18 protein-coding genes are annotated in these 24,814 nt (G+C 40.8%); 4 read left to right on the top strand and 14 right to left on the bottom strand.

All coding sequences use genetic code 11. The features are described from left to right. Window positions 1-104 precede the first annotated feature (104 nt). Both HWQ42_RS20195 and HWQ42_RS20190 read left to right on the top strand, forming a co-directional pair. Window positions 105-1,325, top strand: a complete 1,221-nt coding sequence (locus tag HWQ42_RS20195; RefSeq protein ID WP_292815456.1) for an MFS transporter — start codon at window positions 105-107, stop codon at window positions 1,323-1,325. An 80-nt stretch (window positions 1,326-1,405) separates the two neighbouring features. Beyond that, window positions 1,406-2,383, top strand: coding sequence for a hypothetical protein (locus HWQ42_RS20190; RefSeq protein ID WP_292815453.1), 978 nt, complete (start codon window positions 1,406-1,408; stop codon window positions 2,381-2,383). A gap of 164 nt (window positions 2,384-2,547) precedes the next feature. Here the strand turns inward: HWQ42_RS20190 and HWQ42_RS20185 are convergent, their stop codons facing one another. Then, on the bottom strand, window positions 2,548-3,993 hold the full coding sequence (locus HWQ42_RS20185; protein WP_292815450.1) for a deoxyribodipyrimidine photo-lyase, 8-HDF type: 1,446 nt from the start codon (window positions 3,991-3,993) through the stop codon (window positions 2,548-2,550). A gap of 366 nt (window positions 3,994-4,359) precedes the next feature. Between HWQ42_RS20185 and HWQ42_RS20180 the strand changes: the two genes are divergently transcribed. After that, a complete protein-coding gene (locus HWQ42_RS20180; protein WP_292815448.1) occupies window positions 4,360-4,935 on the top strand; it encodes a cupin domain-containing protein in 576 nt (191 codons plus the stop codon). A gap of 212 nt (window positions 4,936-5,147) precedes the next feature. On the opposite strand, the gene HWQ42_RS20175 is transcribed toward HWQ42_RS20180, so the two are convergent. The 13 genes from HWQ42_RS20175 to HWQ42_RS20115 all read right to left on the bottom strand — a co-directional run bounded on the left by HWQ42_RS20175 (window position 5,148) and on the right by HWQ42_RS20115 (window position 21,720). Further along, on the bottom strand, window positions 5,148-5,945 hold the full coding sequence (locus HWQ42_RS20175) for a hypothetical protein (RefSeq protein ID WP_292815444.1): 798 nt from the start codon (window positions 5,943-5,945) through the stop codon (window positions 5,148-5,150). 444 nt (window positions 5,946-6,389) lie between these two features. Further along, window positions 6,390-7,352, bottom strand: coding sequence for a glycosyltransferase (locus tag HWQ42_RS20170; protein WP_292815642.1), 963 nt, complete (start codon window positions 7,350-7,352; stop codon window positions 6,390-6,392). A 113-nt stretch (window positions 7,353-7,465) separates the two neighbouring features. Continuing rightward, window positions 7,466-8,872 (bottom strand): glycosyltransferase family 4 protein, encoded by a 1,407-nt coding sequence (locus HWQ42_RS20165; protein ID WP_292815441.1) that lies wholly within the window; start codon window positions 8,870-8,872, stop codon window positions 7,466-7,468. 124 nt (window positions 8,873-8,996) lie between these two features. After that, a complete protein-coding gene (locus HWQ42_RS20160; RefSeq protein ID WP_292815437.1) occupies window positions 8,997-10,259 on the bottom strand; it encodes a glycosyltransferase in 1,263 nt (420 codons plus the stop codon). Between the two features lie 160 nt (window positions 10,260-10,419). After that, a complete protein-coding gene (locus HWQ42_RS20155) occupies window positions 10,420-11,346 on the bottom strand; it encodes an NAD(P)-dependent oxidoreductase (RefSeq protein WP_292731288.1) in 927 nt (308 codons plus the stop codon). 101 nt (window positions 11,347-11,447) lie between these two features. Further along, window positions 11,448-12,725: a lipopolysaccharide biosynthesis protein gene (locus HWQ42_RS20150; protein ID WP_292815435.1), complete on the bottom strand. Its 1,278-nt coding sequence runs from the start codon at window positions 12,723-12,725 to the stop codon at window positions 11,448-11,450. 10 nt (window positions 12,726-12,735) lie between these two features. Next, entirely contained in the window at window positions 12,736-14,160 is a 1,425-nt protein-coding gene (locus tag HWQ42_RS20145; RefSeq protein WP_292815432.1) for a glycosyltransferase family 4 protein, read from the bottom strand. Further along, window positions 14,157-15,140: a glycosyltransferase gene (locus tag HWQ42_RS20140; protein ID WP_292815430.1), complete on the bottom strand. Its 984-nt coding sequence runs from the start codon at window positions 15,138-15,140 to the stop codon at window positions 14,157-14,159. The genes HWQ42_RS20145 and HWQ42_RS20140 overlap by 4 nt, the downstream gene beginning before the upstream one ends. Window positions 15,141-15,176: 36 nt before the next feature. Next, window positions 15,177-16,142, bottom strand: coding sequence for a glycosyltransferase family A protein (locus HWQ42_RS20135; protein WP_292815427.1), 966 nt, complete (start codon window positions 16,140-16,142; stop codon window positions 15,177-15,179). A gap of 90 nt (window positions 16,143-16,232) precedes the next feature. Continuing rightward, window positions 16,233-17,534: an O-antigen ligase gene (locus HWQ42_RS20130; protein WP_292815424.1), complete on the bottom strand. Its 1,302-nt coding sequence runs from the start codon at window positions 17,532-17,534 to the stop codon at window positions 16,233-16,235. Window positions 17,535-17,579: 45 nt separating this feature from the next. Continuing rightward, window positions 17,580-18,989: a hypothetical protein gene (locus HWQ42_RS20125; protein WP_292815421.1), complete on the bottom strand. Its 1,410-nt coding sequence runs from the start codon at window positions 18,987-18,989 to the stop codon at window positions 17,580-17,582. Between the two features lie 204 nt (window positions 18,990-19,193). Next, complete coding sequence (locus tag HWQ42_RS20120) at window positions 19,194-20,369, bottom strand: glycosyltransferase family 4 protein (RefSeq protein ID WP_292815418.1); 1,176 nt, start codon at window positions 20,367-20,369, stop codon at window positions 19,194-19,196. Between the two features lie 136 nt (window positions 20,370-20,505). Further along, a complete protein-coding gene (locus HWQ42_RS20115) occupies window positions 20,506-21,720 on the bottom strand; it encodes a glycosyltransferase (protein WP_292815416.1) in 1,215 nt (404 codons plus the stop codon). Between the two features lie 969 nt (window positions 21,721-22,689). Between HWQ42_RS20115 and HWQ42_RS20110 the strand changes: the two genes are divergently transcribed. After that, the gene (locus tag HWQ42_RS20110) at window positions 22,690-23,904 is read left to right on the top strand and encodes a GAF domain-containing sensor histidine kinase (protein WP_292815414.1); all 1,215 of its coding nucleotides are present in this window, start codon (window positions 22,690-22,692) and stop codon (window positions 23,902-23,904) included. The last annotated feature ends 910 nt before the right edge of the window (window positions 23,905-24,814 follow it).

Here is a 24,814-nt window from a genome sequence, read left to right as displayed (position 1 = left end):
CTGATGACTGTTTATAATCAATAGCTCTTGACAATCAAGCGTTCCCTGATGTCCTTAAAACTAATCCAAGTTAGACATCTTTTTTATAAAATGGAATTGTACAGATGGAGAGTAAAAATAATAACAGGGCTATATTCGTCTTATTTTTGACTGTATTTATAGACTTGCTCGGCTTCGGAATTATTCTGCCGATACTACCTTTGTATGCTGAACAATTTGGTGCAAAACCTAATGAAGCGACTTTACTTGTAGCTATTTATTCTTTAATGCAGTTCTTATTTGCACCATTATGGGGCAGATTTAGCGATCGCTACGGTCGCCGTCCGATTTTATTACTCACTTTATTCGGTTCGGTAATTGCATACGCAGGCTTAGGTTTTGCCAACTCCCTATGGATTTTGTTTATTGCTCGTAGTCTTGCCGGGATTATGTCAGGGAATATTGCCACTGCTCAGGCGTACATAGCAGATATTACCACGCCAAGTAATCGAGCTCGTGGCATGGGTGTAATCGGAGCAGCTTTTGGTCTTGGCTTCATTCTCGGCCCAGCGATTGGAGGTCTTCTAATCGGGTCAGATCCGAACAACGCTAACTTTCATCTACCGTCGTTGTTTGCAGCCGGATTATCTTTATTAGCATTTCTTTGTGCTTTGATATTACTTCCAGAATCTCTAAATTCTGAGACTAAAGCCAAAATCCAAGTTTATCGCCACCGTCAGCGTTGGCTAAACTTGCTACAGCTGTCACAGCGTCCACAGTTTTGTGTGCTTGTTGGCATCTACTTTTTAGTCACCTTTGCTGTTGCAGCTATGGACTCTACGTTGGCTTTATGGTCTAAGCAGCAATTAAATTGGGGCCCTCAGCAAGCTAGTTATCTTTTTGCTTTCATGGGGATTGTCAGCACAATCATTCAAGGAGGATTAATCGGATTTCTCAAAAAACAATTAGGTGAAATCAAGTTACTTATCTTAGGAATATTAGGACTAGGTTTAGGATTACTGTTAATTGGATTCTCACAAAGCTTAATTTTATTATTAGTCGCCGCCACACTTATGGCATGGGGAATTAGTGTCAGCCAACCAATATTGAACAGCTTGATTTCCCAGATGACACCCCCAGAAGAACAAGGACAAATATTAGGAATTGCCAGTTCTTGCTCTGCATTAGCACGCATCGCTGGGCCAACGTGGGCAGGGGTTAGTTTTATGAAATTTGGGAGTTCTGCACCTTTTTTGAGTGGAACTTTAGTAATGGTAGTAGCTTTGACTCTTAGTTTGCGAGTAACTAAAAGGGCATCTGAATCAAAAACAGAACGTGTAGCCTAAAAATCTAGGTCTAAATTAAAAATTACGAATTACGAATTACGTAGCTTGCTTCTCGCCTTTGGCGAGTATTACGAATTATTATGACAGGTCGCCGAGTATTATTTTTAGGCATCTTTGTAAGCATCCTCCTCACCTATGCAATTTGGATCGGTGGGAGCATTCCTGCAAGCATCATCAAACTTCCTGACCAAGGATTAAACTGGTACTACTGGAAGCTTCCCCAACCAACATTTTGGAGTCGAGCGACGGCTTGGGGAATGTATCTTGGGCATCAGTTTAGCATCTGGGCGTGTATCTTGTGGGCGCAGCGATCGCAGTTGAAATACAAATCAGCGTTGCATCCGATAAATTACCTCATGCTTGCCATTAATGGTGTATTCATTGCTTTACACTTTCTGCAAACATATATTTGGTATGATGCTCTAGCTCAAGATACTTCAATTTGGGCTTCTCAAGGTGCAGTTGTACTTCTCCTAGTGTTTGTACTGATTTTAGAAACACCTCGACGCGGTTTGTTTTTTGGCAATTCTGTTCCATTTCATCAACAGTTTTTGCAAATTATCAAACTGTACCACGGCTATTTTTTCTCTTTCGCCGCTATCTACACCTTTTGGTACCATCCAATGGAAGCAACTTTGGGGCACTTAATCGGTTTTCTTTATATGTTCTTGCTTCTGCTCCAATCTTCGTTGATTTTTAACCGCACCCATATAAACCGTTGGTGGACATTCACTTTAGAAATTTCAGTTTTTTTACATAGTGTTATTGTTTCATTGATGCTAGGACAAAGCAAGTGGCCCACATTTCTCTTTGGTTTTCTTGGCATTCTGGTGCTTACTCAACTCCACGGTTTACCTGTGGGTATCTTGACTAAACGCACTATCTACGGAGCCTTTTTAGTGAGTGTACTTGCCGTTTATGGATTGACTGAACGCGGCTTGGGCAGAATTTACGAAGTAACCTATATTCCTCTGATTGAGTTTGGATTAGTTGGCGCAATTTACTTAATCTTCCTGCTCATCTTATGGACAATTTCTCATTTACCTGTAAAGACGTAATATGATGTTTGTCAAAATGCCTATACGTTTGTAGTAAAGACTTTAGTCCTTTGTCCGAAGCACTATACAAACAAAATCAGGATTTAAGTCCTGACTACAAACACTTTTGAAGGAACCTTGATTAACCAAACATAGTATAAATAAACATTAAAAAATTAGCAATTTTACTGACCACTACTAAGGATTTTTTGCTGTTGATAACGCAATTTAAACTGCTGTTGTTGTATTTTATGATCCACAATTGGATCGGGATAACCAACAGCATGACGTTCTAAAGGTGGAATTTTACCAGTAACTAAATATTCTGTATCTACAGACCGCAATTCTGACACCCATTGCCGAATATATTCCCCATCTGGATCGAATTTTTGTGTTTGACTGGCTGGGTTGAAAATCCGCACAGGTTTGGGGTCCATGCCGCTAGAAGCACTCCATTGCCAACCGCCATTATTGGCAGATAAATCACCATCAATCAACTTCTGCATAAAGTATTTTTCTCCCAATTGGGGATTAATTAGCAAGTCTTTAGTGAGGAAACTGGCAACAATCATCCGACAGCGGTTATGCATCCAGCCACTTTGATTCATCTGGCGCATTGCTGCATCCACAATGGGGTAGCCTGTTCTCCCCTCACACCAAGCTTGAAAGTGTTCTTCGTTAGTTTCCCAAGGAAAGTTCTTAAAGCTGTCGCGGAAAGCACCATCAGCTAATTCGGGGAAGTTATACATTGCGTGTTGATAAAACTCCCGCCAAGCTAATTCCTGTTGCCATGTGCGGATATTAACAGCTGTTTCTTCACTGCGGCTGTTTTCCATTGCTTCTATCGTGGCTTGCCAAACGGTGCGAATGCCAATTACGCCAAATTTTAAAGCTGCACTCAGTTGTGATGTACCGTCAACTGCGGGGAAATTACGCTGTTCTTGATATTCAGTAATAGCTTTAGCAGTAAATTCCTCTAGCCGTTCTTGTGCCGCCGCTTCTCCTGGTGAAATAATTAATTGTTCATCCCAGATGAATCCTAAATCTTTAGCTGAAGGTAGTGCCAAGGCTCCTGCAAGTTTGGCAATTTCCTGTTCGGCTTCCGTTAATCCCTCAACATTTTGCAGTGTTTCTACTGGTTGAGCCTTCGGTTTAGTAATCCAATTTTTCCAGAAGGGGGTGTAAACCGTGTAAGGACTGTTACTACCCGTGCGTAACTCCTCTGGGGAGTTGAGGATTTGATCCCAGTTTTGGTTAAGAAACTCAATACCTTTTTCTTTGAGGGCATTTATAATAGTGCGATCGCGTTCTTGTGAATAAGGCTCTACATCCCAATTCCAAAAAACAGCTTTGGCATTTATTGCCTCTGCTAAAGCTGGTATCGCTTGTACAGGATCGGCGTGGAGTATTAACAACTGGCTACCAACTTGAGCATATCGTTCTTGGAGTTTCTGCAAACAGCCAATCATATAAGTTACTTTCACAGAAGCAACATCATCCCGTTCTAGAAGATTCGGATCAAGGCAAAACACGCCCACCACTTTCGGACTCCGCTGTTTTGCCGCAGCCAGTCCCGTATTATCAGAAATGCGTAAATCGCGCCGATGCCAAAACAGAATTAAGTCAGACATTCCATGCTGGATATAGTTCACCCGTACTAGCTTAGATGCTAGTGGTACCAATAAGCATCATTCTGGCGATAAATTTATTCTTTTGATGGGCATTGGGCGAAACAGTTCCGAGTTCCGTACATGGATAGCAGGGCGTTTAGCCCGTTCTTAGTTTCGAGTAATAAGTGAGATTCACAACTCAGCACTCAGCACTCCTGAGGGGCATTGGGAAGAGACAAGGAAGGAATTTGTTCAATAATTCTCGCCATTCCCCATGCCCTATGCCCCATTCCCTATTCCCCATTCCCCGGTTTATCAATCGGGAATAGTGGCTTTTCATCTCAAAATTGAGTATACTCTTCTTAACAGTTAATTAGTCTTTTTGTCATGGCTAACCTACTACTTGACGACGGTACAATTGAGAGCGATTTAGGCGAAATAGCTCGTGAACTTGCGCCTCTTGGCATTCAACTCAAACACTACGACCCAGGAACATCGCTACTCTTCCCTAATCTGCTAGACCAGGACGTTTTAACTGAGTCCGAGAAACGTTATTGTGTAGAACTCCATAACAGCGTCTTTGAATTTCTTCAGCAAGAAAATGGCGCTCTCTGGTGTGATTTACTAAATGTGCATCCAGGTTCGTTCAATCTTCACCACCTGATCGCAACCTACGGCCGTTACCATACTCATCCTGCGGCTGAACCCCTCTATGTGTTGGCAGGAGAAATGATTTATGGCTTCGTGAGACATGATGGCAGCCAAGTACAGCTTTTAGTTCAGGCACAAGACTATCTTTATATCCCCGCCGGCGTTGAGCATTGGTGCAGCCCAACTGCATCGTTGAAATTCAAAGGGATACGCTATTTTGCGATGTCTGCGGCGGGCTGCGCCAACGCAGAAGGTTGGATTCCAAATTATACAGGGACTCAAGTGAGTGATTCGATCCAAAAGCCGCGTTAAAGCTCATTGAGCTTGTAGCCATCTGTGATTGTTATTACTTTATATAGCCTTAAACTCAATGTCCATTGATAACGTTTGCTACTATCTTTTAGAAGAGTATCCCGATGGGGAATAAAATGCCAAGCTGTTTCAATGATATTTTTTGCTAAACCCAAGTTGAGTCAACTTAGAAAATGTCGTTTTGGGATTAGAGAAAAATATCCCGTGAAAATTCAGATTGGTGGTGGGTTGCGACGAATTTGGTCTTTTGGCAGAGTAATCACATTGAAAGCTTGCCATTTGGTTGTAACGTACTTAAATTTACCAATACCAAAGTCTTTATTAGTAGCCCAGTTTTTCCACCGTGTATTTAAATTAAACCAGTAATCTCCCCCTTCACTAAGAACATAGCGAGCTTTAGAGCGATCGTCAGGTTTGTTAAAATCATCTACCACAAGTCGAGCTTCAACTGTGGTAAACATCCCCATTACATCAATGGGATTAATAGATGCCCGACCAGGTGGCCAAAAGTGGAAGTTGTAACCATTACCTGCTTTGACAGAGATACTTCCGTCAGGCTCATATCTAATATTGGCTGGTTTATTGATGTCCCCTACGAAATTTTCCCTATAGGCAGAACCTTCAACTCTCACAGAACTTTGGAGAATATGCCACTTTTTATCTTTCTTACTGAGATAGTAAGCCTTAATATTTTTTATTTGCACACGGGTGTTAGTTGCAGGATTACCTTCAGACGCTTCATATAATTGTCCCCATGCTGTCATGGCTGTAAAAGTACCTGGATCAGTATTACCTAAACGTGGCTTGGTAGCCCAACTCCAGTGCAAAGGAATCCCACGGGGTATGCCCTCATGAGGTGGTTGCATATCATAAACGATGGTTTCAATAGAGTTAATTGGTTTGGGCGCCAGTGAATCTACTTTGTAGGGAAAACCGCTAGTAATTATCGCAGTAAATATACATAATAAAAAAAGTAAAGTTTTAGAGTTGAAAACACTATACGTAAGCATAAACACTGTTTTTTTCAAGGTTTAATCCCTAAATTTAGTAAGCTTGCAGTCACTTTGATAACACTGTATTTTTTAAATGGCAATTTAGAATAGTAATTACGCAAATGAGATATCTGCGTAACATATAGTACATTTGTACTGCTGAAAGGCTTGGTACTCAGCGCTTTCAAACTAGCCATTCATCGACGAGCGCTTTCCTCAATCGCTATTTTACATTGGCAAGAGAAAAATATGACCAAAAAGAAAAGGATTGAGCCGCGACTTAATTTATTTATGGAGAATCAAAAATGCAAACCAACATTATTCAAGATTTAAGCCCCCAGATTTATCTGTGGGGTCTTCAATTTTAAATGAGCGAATTCCTTGTACCCCTTTGCTTAAGCGCAGCCAAGTACTATGGCAAAAAGCCAGAGCAAGAAGGCTATTTTTTTGACACACATATCACTACTCCTTGCTACTCAACAGTAGCATTTTACTCTTTGCAAGTCGTACCTGTTGTAGCACTGTTATTATCCACTTCTTGATCAACCACCTAATAAGACTTTGAGCGTAATCTTGTAATAAAATTTGCGGATGCAGGCGGATTGCTGTCCATAGCTTTTGACCAGCCTGATTGACCGTATCGATACTATTACTATTTTGCTTTAAATATTGTTGTGTAACATATTGATAGATCCAGGCTAAACTTTGCTTTTTTAGATGTTTAAGCTCTGCTGGAGCTGTTTGAAATGTTTTTTTTATGACCAGAATACCATCGTCCTCCATGTGTTTGACTTTGGTAAATGACATTGAATTTGAAGATTGACGATAAAAAATTTGATGTTTCGGGACTACAACAAAATTCCAAGAAACTGATAACCGCAGCCAATAATCCCAGTCGGCACAACCTGCACAGACAGGATCAAAGCCTCCCACAGATTCAATTGCTTGTCGGCGAATTAATGGGTTGGAACCGCTAGCCAGAAAGTTATTAACTAATAAATTAGGCTGGACATCACCCTCAAAGAATATGGAAACACCAGGAATTGAAGATTTTCCTTGCTCATCCATAAAATAAGTCCAGCTATAAGCAACTCCTGCATCTGGATGGTGTTTCAGGGCTGCTAGCTGTAGCTCTAACTTATCTGGAGTCCACAAATCATCAGCATCAAGAAATGCAATAAATTTTCCAATAGCATGAGAGAAACCGCGATTACGAGCGACTGAAAGTCCACCATTTTCATAAGAAAAAACTTTGAGACGCTGATCTTGAACACTCTGAACTAGGGCAAGAGTATTGTCTGTCGAGCCATCATTTATGATAACTATTTCAAAATCCGCAAATGTTTGTTCTTGAACGGATTTGATAGTTTCAAAAATTGTATGTTCAGCATTATATGCAGGAATAATAACAGATATAGTTGGCATAAATTGGCTTTTCAATAAATTGCACACAAACTGTAAAATTGGTTATCACTAACTACCTGATGAGAAATTAAGAACCACTATACCCATCCAGAATATTCCCGGTTCAGCGTCTTCTAGTTTAAGAGCGTGTCACGGAGTTGCTTGCCAATAACCTCAAATGAAAAGCACTCTTCTGCTCGAAGCCGAGCACGTTTGCCCAACTCGCGCCCCCAAGCTTCATCGTCTAAAACACACCCAAGCGCTAATGCCAGGGCTTTTGCGTTCTCACGAGGTACGATTAGCCCACCTGATGCCTCACCGTTTTGGAGAATGTCAGATATACCTGCAACATCTGCTGCCACTACAGGCAGATTACAAGCCATTGCCTCGATGGGTGCTACTGGAAAGCCTTCTTTTCGGGACGGCAAAGTATAAACATCGGCAGATGAAAGGTATCGCTGAATAGCGCTGCGATCGCGTACATATTCATCTATCCATACCACACCCTTGAGCTGCATAGCGGCAATGCGCCGATGCAATTCATCCGCATCGCTACCCGTCCCCACCAGTAGCAATCGCAAGTCTTTACCAGGACGTTCGCGGCATATCTGATCCCAAGCCTGTAGGAGGATATCCAGTCCCTTCTGCCATATTTGGATGCGCCCATGATACGCCACTACCTGAGCATCGCTTGGAATACCTAGTTCTGCTCGTGCTTCGTCGCGATCCCTAGCACGCCATGTCGTCACGTCCATCGGGTTGAAAATAGGTACTAGTTTAGTCGGTGGAACTCTATAAAAGGCTAGTACCCGCTGCCTTTCAATTTGCGAAGCAATAATTAAGCCCGAACTAGCTCGCAACGACAACCAACGGAAAGGGTACTCAAATAGACTGGGTAGCTTGTCACCTCCTTGGAAAGTAGCGAACACTGGCAGGCGCATGAATTTTCCCAAAAGCACGCAAACATCGAAGCGGGCGTACTCGTAATCCTGACACAAAATAGCATCGCAGTTTTCGCTCCGTAATTCGTGAATGAGCAACCCCAGCGGTGTAGATAAGTAAGAGCCGAAGCTCATGACTCCATTCTTTAAGGCTCCAAGCAGGGAAGGGCGGGTAGTTTGAAGGCTGTTGACCTGAATACTCCCAGCAGCGTTGACCTCAGTTGGCTTTCCTTTCAGTCTCTTCCAGATGTTGCCTGCTTGTCGTCGAACAGTACGGTAGGCTCTATAAATCCTCGAAGGAGGCAATACACAAATCGTAGCGCCAGTTGGTACGTGCAAGAAGCGCGTTGTTTCAGAAACACGGGCTGAGAAGAAGAAGATAACTGTTCGCACACCAACTAGTTGAAGAGACTCGATGTAGTTAAACTGCCAGCCGCCAGTCAACTCATTGCAATATGTCTCAAGCGACATTCCGATCGTGTCGAAAAAGTCCTCGAATAGGTCACAACAGGGCAGTAAGGCAATTGTTGGCTGCGGTTTAGCGTCCGTAAGTGACAACTCCTGACTAACTATTTCATTATGTTTGAGTATTTGAGGCATAGACTTAAGAGTAAAATTGAAATTTGAGAGATAGGCGTTAATCTGAAAAAATGAATTCAGCGAATTCCATTCTGTTCAGAATTTTTCCCTGCTTAAAATCCTTAAATGATGTCTTGCTTTTAAACTACAAAAAATTTTTAATGCCAAACATTTCATCAAGCTTTAAATAAATCGCTGGCGTTGAGTATTCCTGCTCAAAGGTATTTTTTACTTCCTGCGAAAGTTTAGTAGCGAAGTGAAAATCTGTTAGTAAACTTAGAATATGATTTGCAAATTGGACTGGATTGTCATTAATTAAAGCATTAATACCATCCTGCAAAAATAGAGCAGAAGCACAGACCTGGGTAGTTACAATAGGTAATGAGTAAGACATTGCTTCTATAAGCTTGACTTTTGTTCCAGATCCAGTTATTAGAGGGCAAATGAATAACTTGGACTGCAAATGAAGTTCCGAAAGATCTGGAACATATCCTAATAGTTTAATATTTTTATTGTAGTGTGCATCAACTTGAATATACTCACAAATTTTACCTGCTATTGCTAGCTGAGTGTTTGGTCTAGCGTGTACAACATGTGGAAAAATAGAATCTAGAAAGAATTTAATTCCATCTTCATTAGGTGGATTATGATGACCAACAAATAATAAGTCATATTTGAAAGTTCTATCTTGATATGAAACCTGTTCTGAATTATATATCAGGCTATCAACTGGATGGGGAATTGATTGCAGTTTGTGGGATGGCAAGTGTGCCGCAAGAACAGAGAATTCATAATTAGAATCAGAGATAATAGTATGAAATTTGTTCAGCAAAATTACTTCTTTCAGAAAATTCGATTCATAATCAAACTTCAAACCATCAAAAGGATTACGGTCTTTCATCATCGCATGTAGTCTACAGCAAATATCATGAGTATCAATTATGGTGTGAGTAGTTGAAGGTGATTTAATATCTGCTGCCAAATGAGCAAAATTTAAGGTATTGATCCATATAAAATCATATGCGTTCTGAGTAACTAAATTATTAACAAATTTTACATAGCCTGGAGGAGCATAGTAATCTGAATCAACAGGTATTTCTTCACGTAGTAATTTGTTATAGTACAAAGACTTGCTGCGACTCGATAACTGATCGTACAAATTGTATCTGCCTTCGTATACGAATACATTATCTACAAATTTTAAAGCTTCTTGTGTTTGTTCTGCGCCCCATCTTGGATTAACCCATGTGTCTCTAAACTGATTGGCTGCAACAACATCTACACTTATAGAATCTTTTCGATTATTAAAATATTTCAGTATACCTAACACCCTGCGCTGAGAACCATAATGTAAAGGCGTAAGTGGTACTGGTAGATGAAATAGTATTTTCTTTCTTGCCTGGTTCATAAAATTTAGGTTCCTAGTTCAGAAATAATCTATAGCCGAAGTCAGAATTCAGAGAGAGGATGCTTAATTATTAAGACTTACATGAATCCTCAATGTCCTAACTGCCCTGTCAACTGCTATATCTATGTATTTGTAGTTATGGGGAAATAAGCAATCTCTGTCATACACCCACTAACTCTGCAAGACACCAATTTGCAAACGTTTTAACACCACGTTCCAATGCAACAGAAGTGGTAAATCCCAATTCTTCTAGCTTTGAGATATCTGCCTTCCAATTCAACGGTGTTCCAGAGGGAACTACGCCATCAAACTGAGGTATGCAATTAGACTCTAGAGAGTTTGAAATTAAGGTGACAAGTTCTCTAATTGTTACCTCTTGCCCGCTAGCTAGGTTATAAACCTCACCTTGCATCGGCGCATCACAAGCAATCACTCTAAAGGCCTTAGCAATGTCTAGAGCATGAACAAAGTCACGGCTTTCATATCCTGTACCCTGAAGAACCAATGTTCTTGCACTTATTATTTTCTGGCAAATATCCCATAAAACCTGACGACGCAGCCCTGGGCCATAAGCTGAAAATATTCTCACACTAGCAGTTGGCAACCCATATATCTGTGAAAATTCCTTGCATAGCATCTCACCTTGTAACTTGTGAAAGCCATAGGGAGAAAGCGGCGCTGGAATTTGAGTTTCGCTGATTGGAAGTAACCCCGGATTCCCATAAACTGCTGCACTGGAAAGGTAAATGAACCGACAACCCGGTACGGCTAAACGGAGAGCATTCAAAACTTCATAAGTGACAACAGTATTAGCATAGAAATCAGGCGTTGGCTCCGACATGGATAAGCTTGGTGCAGCACGACCCGCACAGTGAATACACACATCAGGGCGGTGCTTTTGCATAATCTCACTCAACAGTGGATCGGGCAATTTTACTGTATAGTAAGCTGCCAAACTCGCCAGGGGTGCGTTCTCAGACTGAGAACTATCAATACCAATCACCGACCAACCTAATTCTGAAAAATGCCGCACAACATAGCGACCGATAAAACCCGCTGTGCCAGTAACCAAAATATTGTTCGCCATAGCTTTGTTGCATGAATTAGACAAGAGAAAGTTAATAAAAAGACTTGGATATGGCTCTCATAATTTCCGATTACGCAGTCTATTAAATTGGTATTTAACTATTAATTCTCCATAAAAGTAGCAGAAGTTCCGTATTTATTAAATACATATCGGTAAGTCCAAATCGTAAAAGCAGGTAATATTAGTAAATGAGAAATCAAAACTGCTGCGGCTACCCAAAATATTCCCCAATTAACTGCTATGAGTATGGAAACTGCAAATATTGTGGTAAATATTAAGTCTAGATAAAGCGTAATATGAGTTTTATCTACAGCATTTAGTAATATAGAAGAAGCCCAGTTATAGGTTCGAGGTAAAACCGAAAGACAGACCATGATTAAAATTGGGACTGCTGTTATCCACTTTTGACCAAATATGATTGGAACATAAACTGGAGCCAAAAGAGATTGTAAAAGAATCAAAGGTATTACAACTAATGAAACTTTTTTCAGACTGCTAAAATAGCTCTTTTTTAACTGGATGTAATCTGCACGAAAAGCACAAATATGGGGAAATAAAGCCACCATAAATGTATTGATAACATTCATAGTTATTCCTAATCCAGCATTGAAGGCAAAATAGTATATTCCTAATGCGTCGACACCCAGAAATCTGCCGATAATTAAGTAATCTAAGTTTCCCCTTAGTTTACCCAAAAACTCAGCACCGAGTAGATTTTTGCCAAAATTGAGAATCTCCTGCCATCGCTCTAACTTAAAGGATTTTGGAGGTCGCCAAGAATGATTTATCCAGCTGATGACAATCCAGACTGGAGTTGTCAGAACCATAGACCAAACTATTGCCCATACCCTCAAACCTAAAATTACTAGAATTACAATAATGATATTGCTGAGTATTGACTGTGTAGCATTGCATAATGCTATTGTTTTTAACCGATTTTCTCGTTCAATCATTGCCAAATGAACCATAAAAATCGGAAACATTAAGTAGACTAAAGCCTGGGTACAGATAGGAAGAATTAACTGATTATTTCCGTAAAATTGAGCAATTGGAAAGGCAGCAATACACTGAATAATAAAAATTGACCCACAAAGTATCCAGTTCAACCAATAGGATGTATTGCATAGAGTCTTGACATCTTGTTCATCAGCTTGAACAATCTTTGCTCCAATTCCACCTCTGAGGGTGAGAACGGTTGCAAAGTCAAAAATGGTATAAATGATTGCCATCAGCCCGTAGTCTTGGGGGCTGAATATACGAGCTAGAGTAACTGTTGTTCCTAAGCGGAAGATACGATTTACTAACTCTGCTCCTGCCAGCCAGCCAACATTGCGAATAAAGTGATCGGATGATATCTGTTTGAGCTTATTTATTAGCATCAGAATACGGCTAAATTACAATTACATCTTTGTTCTGCAAGCTCTGAGTCAGCAGAACATCACGCAGTTGCTTACCAACAGTCTCAGGCGAAAAGCAACTCTCTACTCGACATCTAGCACGCTTGCCCAACTCACGCCCCCAAGCTTCATCATCCAAAATCCGACCAAGGGCTAGCGCCAGTGCTGTCGAATCTTCCCGTGGCACAACTATTCCACCGGAAACTTCGCCCCCGTCAAGAATGTCGGATACACCAGGAGCATCAGCAGCTACGACAGGCAGTTCACAGGCCATTGCTTCAATTGGTGCTACGGGAAAGCCTTCTTGTCTGGAAGGTAAAGTATAAACGTTAGCTGCTGATAGGTATTGCTGAATAACATTGCGATCGCTCACAAATTCGTTGAGCCATGACACGCCCTTTAACTGCATGGTGGCAATGCGCTGGCGAAATTGCTCGGCATCACTGCCCGTTCCCACTAGTAGCAGACGCAAGTCTTGATCGGGACGTTCACCACAGATTTGCTGCCAAGCCTCCAACAAAATATCTAATCCTTTGCGCTCTATCTCAATTCGTCCATGCCATACAACCACTTTGGCGTTGCCGGGAATTCCGAGTGCTGCTCGTGCCTCAGTGCGATCGCTCGCTTGCCAAGCTACTATGTCTACAGGGTTGAAAATACGGGCTATTTTACTAGACTTTATCTCATAACGAGATTGAATTCGCCCAATCTCAGTTTGCGTTGCCACGATCGCACCTGTGCAAGCACGAAACGCCAACTGTCGAGGAAGAGCTTCCAGAAAGCTTTGGGTGCGATCGCTTCCCTGGAAAGTCGCAAATACTGGTAGACGCATCATTTTTCCCAGTAGCACGCAACTGTCGAAGCGGGCATACTCATACTCTTGACATAAAATTGCCTGACAGTTCTCACGCCGCAGTTCACGAGCTAACAAACCTAGAGGTGTAGATAGATAGGTTCCCAGACTCTTGGCCAAATCCTTAACGGGTGTAAGCAGGGAACGGCGGATTGTACTGTTATCCTGAATGTCTTTAAAAGATTGTGCCTCTCTAGCTCCATAAACATTCAGTGAATTACGTCGTACAGCACGATAGGTATGATAAATTCCAGAAGGAGGCAGCACGCAAATCGAAGCACCAGTCGGCACATGAGTAAAACGCGATGGTTGCTCGACACGAGCAGAAATGCAAAATAGTACCGTCCGGACACCAACTTGTTTGAGAGCATTGATGTAGCCAAACATCCAGCTACCGACAAACTCCTTACAGAAAGTCTCGAAAGAAATGTTGATACTATCTAAAAAATCATCGATTAAATCATAACAGTGCAGTAAGGCGATCGTTGGCTCAGAGGATTGACTCAAAGAAAATGATTCCCTATCGTGTTGCACAGTCAGCTGTAAACCAGAGTACTTGTTCATGCTTCTAACCTCGGATCGCTTAGAGTCAGAGGCTTTTTCATCAACTGCAACAAGTAATTAGCAACTTTAGTTGGGAGAATTAGTTTCAAAAGCAGCTTGATGACTAATTTTTGAGTTGTTTTATCTAGTAAAACTTTAGGGTTGAGGCGAATTGCTGACCATATGTGTTGCTGAGCTTGCCTAACGCCACTGCTATGACTACGATGTTGCAAATACAGACCAGCAAAATATATATGGAAATTCACTATTGTATACTTTTTGAGGTATTGAAGTTCTGGAGGAGCTGCTTGATATGCCTTTTTCATTGCGATGAGGGCATCTTCCTTCATCTTTTCAATGTTAGATGACATTGCTCCAGGTGTTCGACGATAAAGTATTTGGTGCTTAGGTATCACAACAAAATACCAACGGGTTGATAGCCGCAGCCAGTAGTCCCAGTCTGCACAACCAGGGCAAGCAGGATCAAAACCTCCAGTCGATTCCAGCGTTTGCCTACGTATCAGAGTATTTGAGCCATTATGAATAAAATCGCTAACTAACAACTTTTCATAAACATTACCTGCAAAAGCATATCGAGGTGATGGCAGAAACGATAAAGGTTTTCCTTGTTCATCCACATCCATAAAACAAGTCCAGCTATAAGCAACTCCTGCTTCTGGATTCTGTTCCAAGGCCATCAATTGTCGTTCCAGCTTATCGGCTGTCCACAAATCATCAGCATCAAGAAAGGCAATAAATTCACCTGTGGCATGAGAGATACCGCGATTACGAGCTACTGGAAGCCCGCCATTTTCATAGGAAAAAATCTGCAATCGCTCATCTTTGATACTTTGAACTATTTCTACAGTCCTGTCTTTTGAGCCGTCATTAATTACAATTAATTCAAAATCAAGGAAACTTTGTTTCTGAACAGATTGGATTGTTTCTGCTATAGTTCTTTCGGCATTATAAGCAGGAATAATCACAGAAATTTTGGGCATATTCTCACTATCAATAATTACTGCTGAGATGATGGTTCAACGTGCGATCGCAACTATGCGCTGACGCAGAGTATAAACATAGGATAAAAATATTTGGTAACCATCAGGCCCAAATTGCCGCAATAGAGTAATTGCAATACTCAACCGCACAAATTCTTGTGAAAAGCAAAGCCAAGGGTAGTAAGCCAAAGCTTTTGCACGAAAACTAGCTGCACTTTCCCAATCTTGAGCGCGGCTTTGTAAAGCTTTCCAAGCTAAACAGAGATTAGCAGAACCATAGCTTCGGTTTTTCAAATACTGCAACTCCGATGGTGCAGCAGAGAAAGCTTTTTCGATCACGATCTCAAAACTTCGTGCCATTGCTTCCCAATTTCTGGATGCACTACTTGAGGATTGCCGATAGTAAACCAAAGGTTCCTTCACCACCTTGAAAGGATAGCGAGATGCCATACGTAGCCACATATCCCAATCTTCAAGATATGAGCCTAAGTTGCAATCAAACAGCCCGACAGTCTCAAAGCAGGAGCGACGAACCATTCCTACACTACCAGACTCAACAATGTTGTGTTCACTCAGCTTTTTCCAAACATCACCCTCAGCCTGATTTTTAAATATCCTGCCGGTAGGTTTACCTGTCTCATCAATGAATGCAACCCAGGTGTATACCAGGGCAACTTCTGGATTTTCTTCAAGAACACGCAATTGTTTTTCTAGCTTGGTTGGCTCCCACAGGTCATCAGCATCTAAAAATGCTATATACTCCCCTTGAGCATTAATGATTCCGGTATTGCGCGCTCCTGCTAAACCTTGATTTTTCTGAGAAATCAGTTTAACTCGTGGGTCTTTTATCTGAGAAATCCATTGCTCAGTTTCATCCGAACTACCATCATTAACAACTATCACTTCAAAATCACTAAAGGTCTGGCTAAGAACATTTTCCAGAGTTTCAGGAAGATAATTCATAGCATTATAGGCTGGAATAAGCACAGAAACTTTTGGCATTTTTAACTCCTAAAAAAGAACTTAGTAATATTTAAAACAATTTATTGTACAAAATGTGAAATAGATAGAGTTTAATTTTTGAGGTATTAGTTAACATGGTTCGTATTTTCTAGAATCTGATTTATCTTGTTGTAGTATAAACTCTTTTTTAAATGCGATTCCCAATATCAATAAACCAGGCCAACAGATATAAGCTAAAGTCTCTATATTTTCGGCAAAAGTGAAGAAGAACATAATTAAAAGGATACTTAATCCGACTTTCGCCTGTTCGTTAGTTTGAGCTTTAATCAACAAATCAATAAAACTCCATAAGAAAGCTACTGCTAAAGCGATACAGCCAACTAATCCTTGAGCATACAAAATTCCAAACCATGCGTGGTGAGAACCAATGGGTTTGTATGCCAAGAATGCCGATCCCCTTGCCTCCATGCGTCCATGCCCCCATATTGGAGCCTCATTCCACCAAGCGTCTTGTGCCATACGCCGTAATCTAGCCCGTATTTCCGAAGAACCAGAGCGAGCTTTATTAAACTGATCGTTGAAACTATCTAGATAACTAATCAACGTTGATGAAAATATTCCTATTAAAGTACTAACAAACCCTGCCAATATATGTACCCAAGGTCGGGCAAAATTTGTTAATATCCACGTCAATACTATAACCGATGGTAGACACACCATAGCTGACCTAGATACTGAGCCAAAAACCATAGCAACAGCGCCAACCATTCCCAACCATCGCCACTTTTTGTTAAGTTCCTGCTGAACAAGACAGAAGTAAATATTAGCTACAAAGCCTAAAGCAGGAGGCCAGGGGGCAAATAATTGCAAGCGTGGTTCATTCTCATCAAAAACATAGAATAAATAGACTCTATAACTATCAATTACTCCCCCAAAGGCTTTGAGAGGCGAAACATAAGAAAAAATCGGAATTCTTAATAACTCAGCTATGGTACAGATAATCACTATAATTAAGCTTTGGAAGCAGAAGATACAGACGGATCGATAAATTATTTTGGAACGTATATTGATGTGACCTATTAGAGGAAATAATGCTAAAAGTCCCCAATTTCTATACCACATAAATGATGATTTTAGGATTTGACTTATTTCTAAATCAAAATTTAAGTGCCCGACAATTAAAGCTACTTCTATAACCAGCATGGCAATAATCCATACCCAAGCTGATGGAGAGATAGTAATTTTTTCGGCTAGAGGTGTCTTTTCAGATTGATTCCACCACTTTCTAATGAGATAAAATGTTAAGAAAGATGCTAAGAAAGTTGCACAAACATACTGTGCGCCTAACAAATAAATTGGATAAGTGCCAATAATGGAATACCAAACTAGAGATTCTGGAAGGTTTTGTGGCTTGATGGAAATTCTGCTCACGGGTGATTTAAGAAATAGCGGCTAAAATAAAGGGTACAGATGATTTCAGACTTCTGATTTAACTTTCCGACTTTTACTGCTGACAAACCATAGCGATCCTATTCCTGTTGTTAAGAAAAAAGAACCAAGAAATGTACCAAGCAATACAAATTTTCTCTTAGGTGAACTGGGTTCTTCTGGCAGGCTAGGGTTAGAGAATACGGACATTGGCGGATAGGAAGCAGAGATATTGGAATTGCTTAGATCAAGCCTAGTTAAAGTTGATGAAAAAACAGCTTCTCCTATGCGGACATTTCGTTGTAGGCTGTCCAGTTGTGATTCTTTCTGGGATAGGTTTGCGAGCCTTGATTCTAGTTCAGTAGTCTGTTTCCCTAACTCATGTGCTTGAGCTTGAAACCCTTTCTGTTGTCCTTGGAGTGATATTAATTCTTGGAAGAGAGCTGCTCGCTCTGAGGATGAGCTAGATGAGTTACCCCCACTGAGAGTTAATTGTTCTATGGTTGCTTGAGAGACGGGCCGACCCAACAGCGACTGAGCTTTTTGAATTAGTGCTGTACTAGTTGCATCCTTTTCCATCTGCTTGGTAATTACTGCCGGATGGGTTGGCAAATATTTAGCGCTTAGACTCGCTAACTCTGTACTAGCTTTGCTGTACTGAGCTAAATACTGTTGACATGAGGGATTTGATTGCAGCACTAAAGCATCTACAGCTTCTTGAGAAGATAAGGCTAAACTAGCTGACAATTGCCTGAATCGAGCACTTACTTGTTCTAGTTGCGCTAAAGTCTCAGATCGTTGCCGCCGCAAACCTTCAAGGTTGACTGATACATCACGCAGTTGCTCAGTTGCATTCAAGCCTGATTGAGCTTTGTAGTTTGAGAGGCGTTTTTGCGCTACTTGCAATTTTTGTTCAGCCCCACTGACGACAGTTTGTAACCGACGGTTTTGTTGAGTAATTTCTTCCTTTCTGAGTTGATCTAATTTTTCTTCCAAAGCTCTGTTAAGGGCTAACGCTTTTTTGTGAGATTGTTCCGGTGTATCTCCTTTGATCTCGATCTGCATCAGGTTGGTATTATCGAGGATTTTGATCTGAGGTTTACCGAACTTTTCTACAGACATATTGAGATAATTAGCCGCAGCTTGTAAGACTTCATTAGTTTCAGCTAAATATTTATAGTTTTGTCTGGGGTCTGAAGACTGGCTGCTATAAGGAGAATCGCTGGAAGAAGATGCTTCCCCGATTCCCGGTAAAGTGATGTTTGTAGATGACTTAGTTCCAGGGAGAATAATCTTCCACTCACTAGAGTAAATAGGAAGTGTTTTTTTGAGATAAAGTAAAGCGCCACTCCATATAATCACATTAGCTAGTAGCCATATTGGTAAATAGAGTTTCCAGCTTTTTTGCATCCAGGTTGAATGGGAACGAGAATTATGGATTACTGTAAAATCAGACATTAAGGGATTCCCATTATTTAAAGACAACTACAAAATCATCATTTTTTGGAATTTTGGTTTTTGCTAAATCGTCTGTTCAGGAATTCCTCTATAAATTGCTATGAAAAACACTAAACTGCTGTTTACTTACTGCCATAATACTCGGTTTATTCCCTTCGTGTGATTTAGCTATGGCTTGTAGCCATTAATAAAGTGCTTTACCTTTTAGCTTTGTCTCACTGAGAACTCTTCTTTTGGAGTTTTAGTGAATTCACAAGGTAAGCCAGAAATTTCTCCATACAGTCTCAAGTTGTCAGCAGTAATCCGATCCCAATTGTAATTTATCTGTACATACTTTTGTGCATTTTTAGCCATTGCTGCTAATTGTTGGGGGTGATGAATCGCCCAGTCTAAGGAATTAATACAAGAGTCTAAATTTCCACATTCAAAAAGCATTCCCCGTCCCCCATTAATCAATTGCTGGTGGGGTGGAATGTCGCTTGCTAGAACCGGTATACCTTCTTGCATCGCTTCTAACATGGCGAGGGGTAGCCCTTCTAAATCAGAAGGAAGGACAAATAACCCTGCTCCTCGAACGATCTCCCAAAGACGAGTTCCTCGGAGTTCACCAGCGAATACGATATCTCGATTATTTGCAACCTTTTCTAATAGGTTGGATGTGAAAGATTTAGTATCACTCACACCTCCAGCCAGAACAAGTTTCCATCCAGTTGCTTTCAAAGCTGAGAAAGCATCAACGAGCAAATCGGGACGCTTTTCCGGTACCAGTCTGCCCAAAAACACAACATAGCGCCCCTGCTGAAGACCTAGTTGCTTACCGTAGGTAAAGTTTGGGTCTGATTCACCGTAGCTGGCGGGAGCATTAGGTATGTAGACTGTCTCCTTACCGTAAGTTTGCCAAAAGTACTTTTGTAGTGCTTCTGATACCACAATCATTCCGTGGGCAAAACGTACTGCGGCCTTCTCCCCGGTGTGAATTAAGCGAGTAGAAAAATTGCCCCACTTTGCACGTTGCCAGTCTAGCCCCTGGCAGGTAACTACAATTTTTGCATTGCTAATTCTTGGTAAGCAAGTAAATAGAGATGGACCGAGAGCGTGGAAATGAACTATATCATAGCTTTTGCCACTGGCAGCGATCGCTGCCAGTGCAGAGGTGACCAAAGCATCTATCCCTCTAAAATCCACACTGGGCACAGATATAACTCGAACGCCCTGAAAGTCATAACTTTCAAGCCAAGAACTATGAGTGTAGGAAGAGCGGGCAAATAAATCTACAGAGTGTCCCTGTGCAACCATACGGGGATAAACTTCTGCACAATAATGCTCAATTCCGCCCTGCTTGGGAGGTAGACCTTTTGCACCAATCACAGCAATTTTCATAGTTAAAATTTATGCTCAAAAAAGGTATAAAAACTGATACTGAATACATCCAGACGCTCGTTTTATGGGTTCAAATCAGTATCACTGCTTTTCTTCAATCAGTCTTTGTGTTGGATTTAACTGCTACTTCATCCAATTAGCTAACAACTGATAGATTTCGCTTCTCCCAGCGAGTAAACATATCGCTGTAAACATCCCTCACAACAGTACGAGCGGCATAAGGCTGTGCTGCCCGCACGCAGGACGTACTTGGGTAATTTTCTGGATGCAGTACTACCTTGCGTAAACCATCTGCTATGGCAGTTGGTGTACGTTGTTCACAAACTAATCCACTATCAACAGAAAGCAGTTGTGGGGTATCCCCAGAGTTTGTTGTTACTATTGGTGTTCCGCAGGCAAGCGCTTCCAAAACGACAAAAGGTAAACCTTCAAAAGCGCTAGTCAGCACTAAAGCGTTACAGATGCGGTGTAAATTGGCAAGTTCCGATTGCTGGAGCGCACCCAACATAGTTATTTGCCCAGATAGACCAAGTTGACCAATTTCAGAACGTACCAAATTTGCTAACTCACCATCACCCGCTATTAGCAGGTGAATTTTCGGTTCGTTCAAAGCTGCGATTGAACGTATTAGTAGTAAGGGATCTTTTTGGGGATGCAGACGTCCAGCAAACAGGACGAAACGTGTGTCCTCTGACAAACCCAGATGCGTTGCTAGCTCAAGTCTACCCTGCTCACGTTCTGCCAAAGGCAATGGGTAGAAAACCTCCTCATCAAAAGTATTTTTTAGGTACAACAGACGATCTTGCAAACTGGGATAACGCTGTCGATAAAGTTCTAATGAATTAGTATTGCACGAGAAAACTTGGTGAAATTGGCCTACTAACAAGCGTTCTAAAGCAAAATATGCTTTTGGAAATCTTCGCCAAAGAATTGCATTTTTATCGTCATTCGCGGCAATTTGCTTCTGGATATCGTTTTGAATAAACAGTGTTTTCTCGCCCTGCCAATGAATAGTTGCTAAGGTTGGCTCCAGCCTGTAAAAGTGCATAAAGTCTGATTCAAAGGAACGGCCAACAAGTGCAGCCGTGTATTTGAGGGTTGTTGGTATCAAACTTCTGAAGTTATCATTTTCCAAGGTAAATAGCGGTAAAAAACTAATTTCTCTACCTGCTAATTCTGCTTCTTGCCACTTACCGATTGTTTGAGTGCGATCGCTTCCTGTCCCTACTAGTCGCACCTCAAATTCACTCGGAGCGTATTTAATAAATGTATTTATGAGTGTCTGTATTCCTCCAATGGTAGAGTGCCAAGGATTAAACTGGTAAAAAATAGTCAAAACAGGTTTATGCATGACTTCTATGAATCCCCGTATATCTCCCCACGGTTTTTGTAACTTTATACTATGTAAAAATCTTGGCTAATTAAGCTTGTATTTTTACGTCCAAAATATACTGAGCGTTTTACTAAGTAGTTAAGTATCTTTACCCCTATAGCATCCCTTGAAAGCTCAAATAGCAACACTATCTATAGATACTGTCCTAGACAAATATATAGTTATCCACCAAGTTATCCGCTTGGGTATTATAACTTACCTATATAACAATGGTTGGCTTACTAAGGTTAAATATTTAGTATCATCAGTTGGAGCTAATACAACTTGTGGCATTAAGCTTAACATTGGCGTTTGACGCCGCTCCTGGTAAATTAATAACTGAAGAACTGTTAAGGCTAAGACCCAGAAAGCTAGATTAGTAGCTAGAGCTAGAAATGAGTAAAGTTGTCAAGGCTTGTCGCTTTCCTACTGATTTGCCAAAGTATCCAGAGATTTCTATATAATTGGCCATTAAAAATCCTCTAAAGTTGGGAACTAGTTGCAGAATTACAAAGTCTAGGTAGGCTTTTGCGATCGCCCAAGTACACTCTCAGTTTTATACTAAGTAAGTCAGCACCAAAAAACCAAACCATGCAAAGATAAATAAATAGGGAGAATGCATCTACCGAGCTAACTGAGATATGGACACTCATTTAAGGATATTTCTGACTCGTGAACAAGATAAAACCCTATTAAACCTGAGTGCTGAGGGTTTATCACAAACAGTGCTTAAGATTGCATCAATGCAAACAGCATCCTCTAGGGTGAAATAAAATTATCCACTCAGCTATCCACCTAGTTGTATGTGATTTCTAATATTTACTTCCTACAGCATAAATCCTTGGCAATATGCTAAGAATAGTAGATTTATTGCGATAGAAAGATGACAAAAGTAAATCTTAGGATTTATCTTTATTCTATACGCAGATCATGCTTCAGACTCTTCTAATGAATGAAATTATATTAACTGAGAATGAAACCCTCAGGCTCCAAGCCCTGCGCCAATATCAGATTTTAGACACTATTTGTGAAACTGCCTTCGATGATCTCACCCGTTTAGCGGCACAAATTTGTCGTACTCCCATAGCTTTAATCAGCTTAATTGATGAGTCCCGTCAGTGGTTCAAATCGAAAGTCGGATTAGACAGTGAATCAACCTCCCGCGATCTGGCATTCTGTGCCCACGCGATTTTGCAGCCCCATGACACCTTGATTATTTCAGATACACTACTCGATCAGCGTTTTGCTACCAACCCATTAGTAACTTCCGACCCTTATATTCGGTTTTATGCTGGTGCGCCGCTAATAACACCGGAAGGATATGCTTTAGGAACACTCTGTGTGATAGACCATGTACCACGACAGATGAACTCAGAACAACTGGAAGCATTGCAAGCGTTGAGTCGCCAAGTCATGACTCAAATGGAGTTAAAGCGTAATTTATATAAACTAGAACGTATAACTAGTAATGAAAACAAAAAGATTGAATACCTAATTTCTGCCCTTTCCCACGATCTACGTACTCCTTTACTAGCTACTCGTGGCACTCTGTATGCGATGCTAGGTGGAGCTTTTGGTTCTGTGAGCGACACTTGGAGAGATGTGCTAGAAGATTGCCGCCAAGCTAACGAAGACCTGTTGAAGTTTGTCGAAGCTCTGTTAAATGTATCTCGCTACAAAACCGAAGTTTCTAAAAGCTCGAAGTCCGAAATTATTAACTGGAAAAACATTTTTACCGAAACCATTATCCGCAGCAATGCGACTCGGAAACAAAAATATCCAATTAGATATAAAATTGCTTCTTTTCTGCCGATTGTGTATGGTGATGCTCTTGAGATTCAACAAGTTGTGCAGACATTACTTGATAATGCTGTAAAAGTCAATAATCCAGACCAAGAAATTACCCTTGAGGTAGCATTATTTGGAGTTGAGAAAGTAAAAATATCAGTGCGATACAATGGCTTGGGAATTACACCTTTAGACAATAAAAACCTTTTTAACAGCTTTATTCAAGGACGTGGACGGAATCACATAGATAAGTTAGGTCTCTACTTATGCCTTCAAATTGTGGAAGCTCACAAAGGCACTATCAACGTGGAAAGTACTGTCGGTGAGGGTACTACATTCTGGTTTACCTTGCCTGTCACCTTATTCAAAAGCTAGATACTGAAATCGAGAAAAGATGTATAAATGATTTCAAGCAATTTAATAATAGACAGTTGTAAAGATTTTATTTTGATAATTATAGTTATATTTTGCACTTTTCCGTATGAATATGTACTTTCTAAAAATTTAAGCGATAAAGCTACATTAGTTTTATTGGCTTTGCTCGCTAAATAAAAGGCTTTGGCTTAAATACTGAGCGATTTAAATATAATATTATTTTTTGTAACATTTTGTGTAAAGATACAAATACACTTTATATCTTGCTTGGACGAATGGCGCTAAGAAAAGCCCAAAGGCTTGTGTCGTCTTGTTCCCAGCCTGGAGGCTGGGAATGTATTTAAAGTGGGCTTCTGCCTCTTGTCAAGCTACTGGAGGCGGCAGCCCTCCCAGAATGGGTTCCCTGGCTCTAGGCAGGGAACCAGTCAGAGCAAGGGCTGTATCTTTTCTTAGTGCTATTCATATCTTGGACTTTATCGATCGGTATGAGCGAGCGCCCTTTCTGGACGCTGTTTGGGAAAACAATTTGTATTGCTAGAGTTGCCCTGGCTATTTTGGTCATATTTACACCCCTTAAACCTGTTTGTACTAGCTACATCAGACTGTTGGTAGATCGCAGACGGGAAGTAAAATTCCTGTAGTGTATTTGTATGGAGAAATCGTTGGCATGGGCGAAGGACTTTTTCGCTCTTTCAGCAGAGCAAAAACATGGATAGACATCGCCTTTTTACACCAGCCTATCAGCAATGAGCCTAATGTGATGGAGGCTAGGTGGCAGCAATTCGAACTAGTCTTTACGGGGACTAACGGTAGCTAAACATACTAAGACAATTCATAAAAATATGTTTATTTTAGGATGCTGTTGGCGAAATATTCCTTAACATTACCGACAAAGGAAGCACGATGTCTG

It is taken from the genome of Nostoc sp. JL23, from assembly GCF_017115065.1.
GTDB lineage: Bacteria > Cyanobacteriota > Cyanobacteriia > Cyanobacteriales > Nostocaceae > Nostoc > Nostoc punctiforme_A.
This window is presented reverse-complemented; position numbering and strand designations above follow the sequence as displayed.

Excerpts from the sequence above, each read along its gene's own strand:
- HWQ42_RS20195 (WP_292815456.1), top strand. The coding sequence starts at position 105 with ATGGAGAGTAAAAATAATAACAGGGCTATATTCGTCTTATTTTTGACT.
- HWQ42_RS20190 (WP_292815453.1), top strand. The coding sequence starts at position 1,406 with ATGACAGGTCGCCGAGTATTATTTTTAGGCATCTTTGTAAGCATCCTC.
- HWQ42_RS20185 (WP_292815450.1), bottom strand. The coding sequence starts at position 3,993 with ATGTCTGACTTAATTCTGTTTTGGCATCGGCGCGATTTACGCATTTCT.
- HWQ42_RS20180 (WP_292815448.1), top strand. The coding sequence starts at position 4,360 with ATGGCTAACCTACTACTTGACGACGGTACAATTGAGAGCGATTTAGGC.
- HWQ42_RS20175 (WP_292815444.1), bottom strand. The coding sequence starts at position 5,945 with ATGCTTACGTATAGTGTTTTCAACTCTAAAACTTTACTTTTTTTATTA.
- HWQ42_RS20170 (WP_292815642.1), bottom strand. The coding sequence starts at position 7,352 with ATGCCAACTATATCTGTTATTATTCCTGCATATAATGCTGAACATACA.
- HWQ42_RS20165 (WP_292815441.1), bottom strand. The coding sequence starts at position 8,872 with ATGCCTCAAATACTCAAACATAATGAAATAGTTAGTCAGGAGTTGTCA.
- HWQ42_RS20160 (WP_292815437.1), bottom strand. The coding sequence starts at position 10,259 with ATGAACCAGGCAAGAAAGAAAATACTATTTCATCTACCAGTACCACTT.
- HWQ42_RS20155 (WP_292731288.1), bottom strand. The coding sequence starts at position 11,346 with ATGGCGAACAATATTTTGGTTACTGGCACAGCGGGTTTTATCGGTCGC.
- HWQ42_RS20150 (WP_292815435.1), bottom strand. The coding sequence starts at position 12,725 with ATGCTAATAAATAAGCTCAAACAGATATCATCCGATCACTTTATTCGC.
- HWQ42_RS20145 (WP_292815432.1), bottom strand. The coding sequence starts at position 14,160 with ATGAACAAGTACTCTGGTTTACAGCTGACTGTGCAACACGATAGGGAA.
- HWQ42_RS20140 (WP_292815430.1), bottom strand. The coding sequence starts at position 15,140 with ATGCCCAAAATTTCTGTGATTATTCCTGCTTATAATGCCGAAAGAACT.
- HWQ42_RS20135 (WP_292815427.1), bottom strand. The coding sequence starts at position 16,142 with ATGCCAAAAGTTTCTGTGCTTATTCCAGCCTATAATGCTATGAATTAT.
- HWQ42_RS20125 (WP_292815421.1), bottom strand. The coding sequence starts at position 18,989 with ATGTCTGATTTTACAGTAATCCATAATTCTCGTTCCCATTCAACCTGG.
- HWQ42_RS20120 (WP_292815418.1), bottom strand. The coding sequence starts at position 20,369 with ATGAAAATTGCTGTGATTGGTGCAAAAGGTCTACCTCCCAAGCAGGGC.
- HWQ42_RS20115 (WP_292815416.1), bottom strand. The coding sequence starts at position 21,720 with ATGCATAAACCTGTTTTGACTATTTTTTACCAGTTTAATCCTTGGCAC.
- HWQ42_RS20110 (WP_292815414.1), top strand. The coding sequence starts at position 22,690 with ATGAATGAAATTATATTAACTGAGAATGAAACCCTCAGGCTCCAAGCC.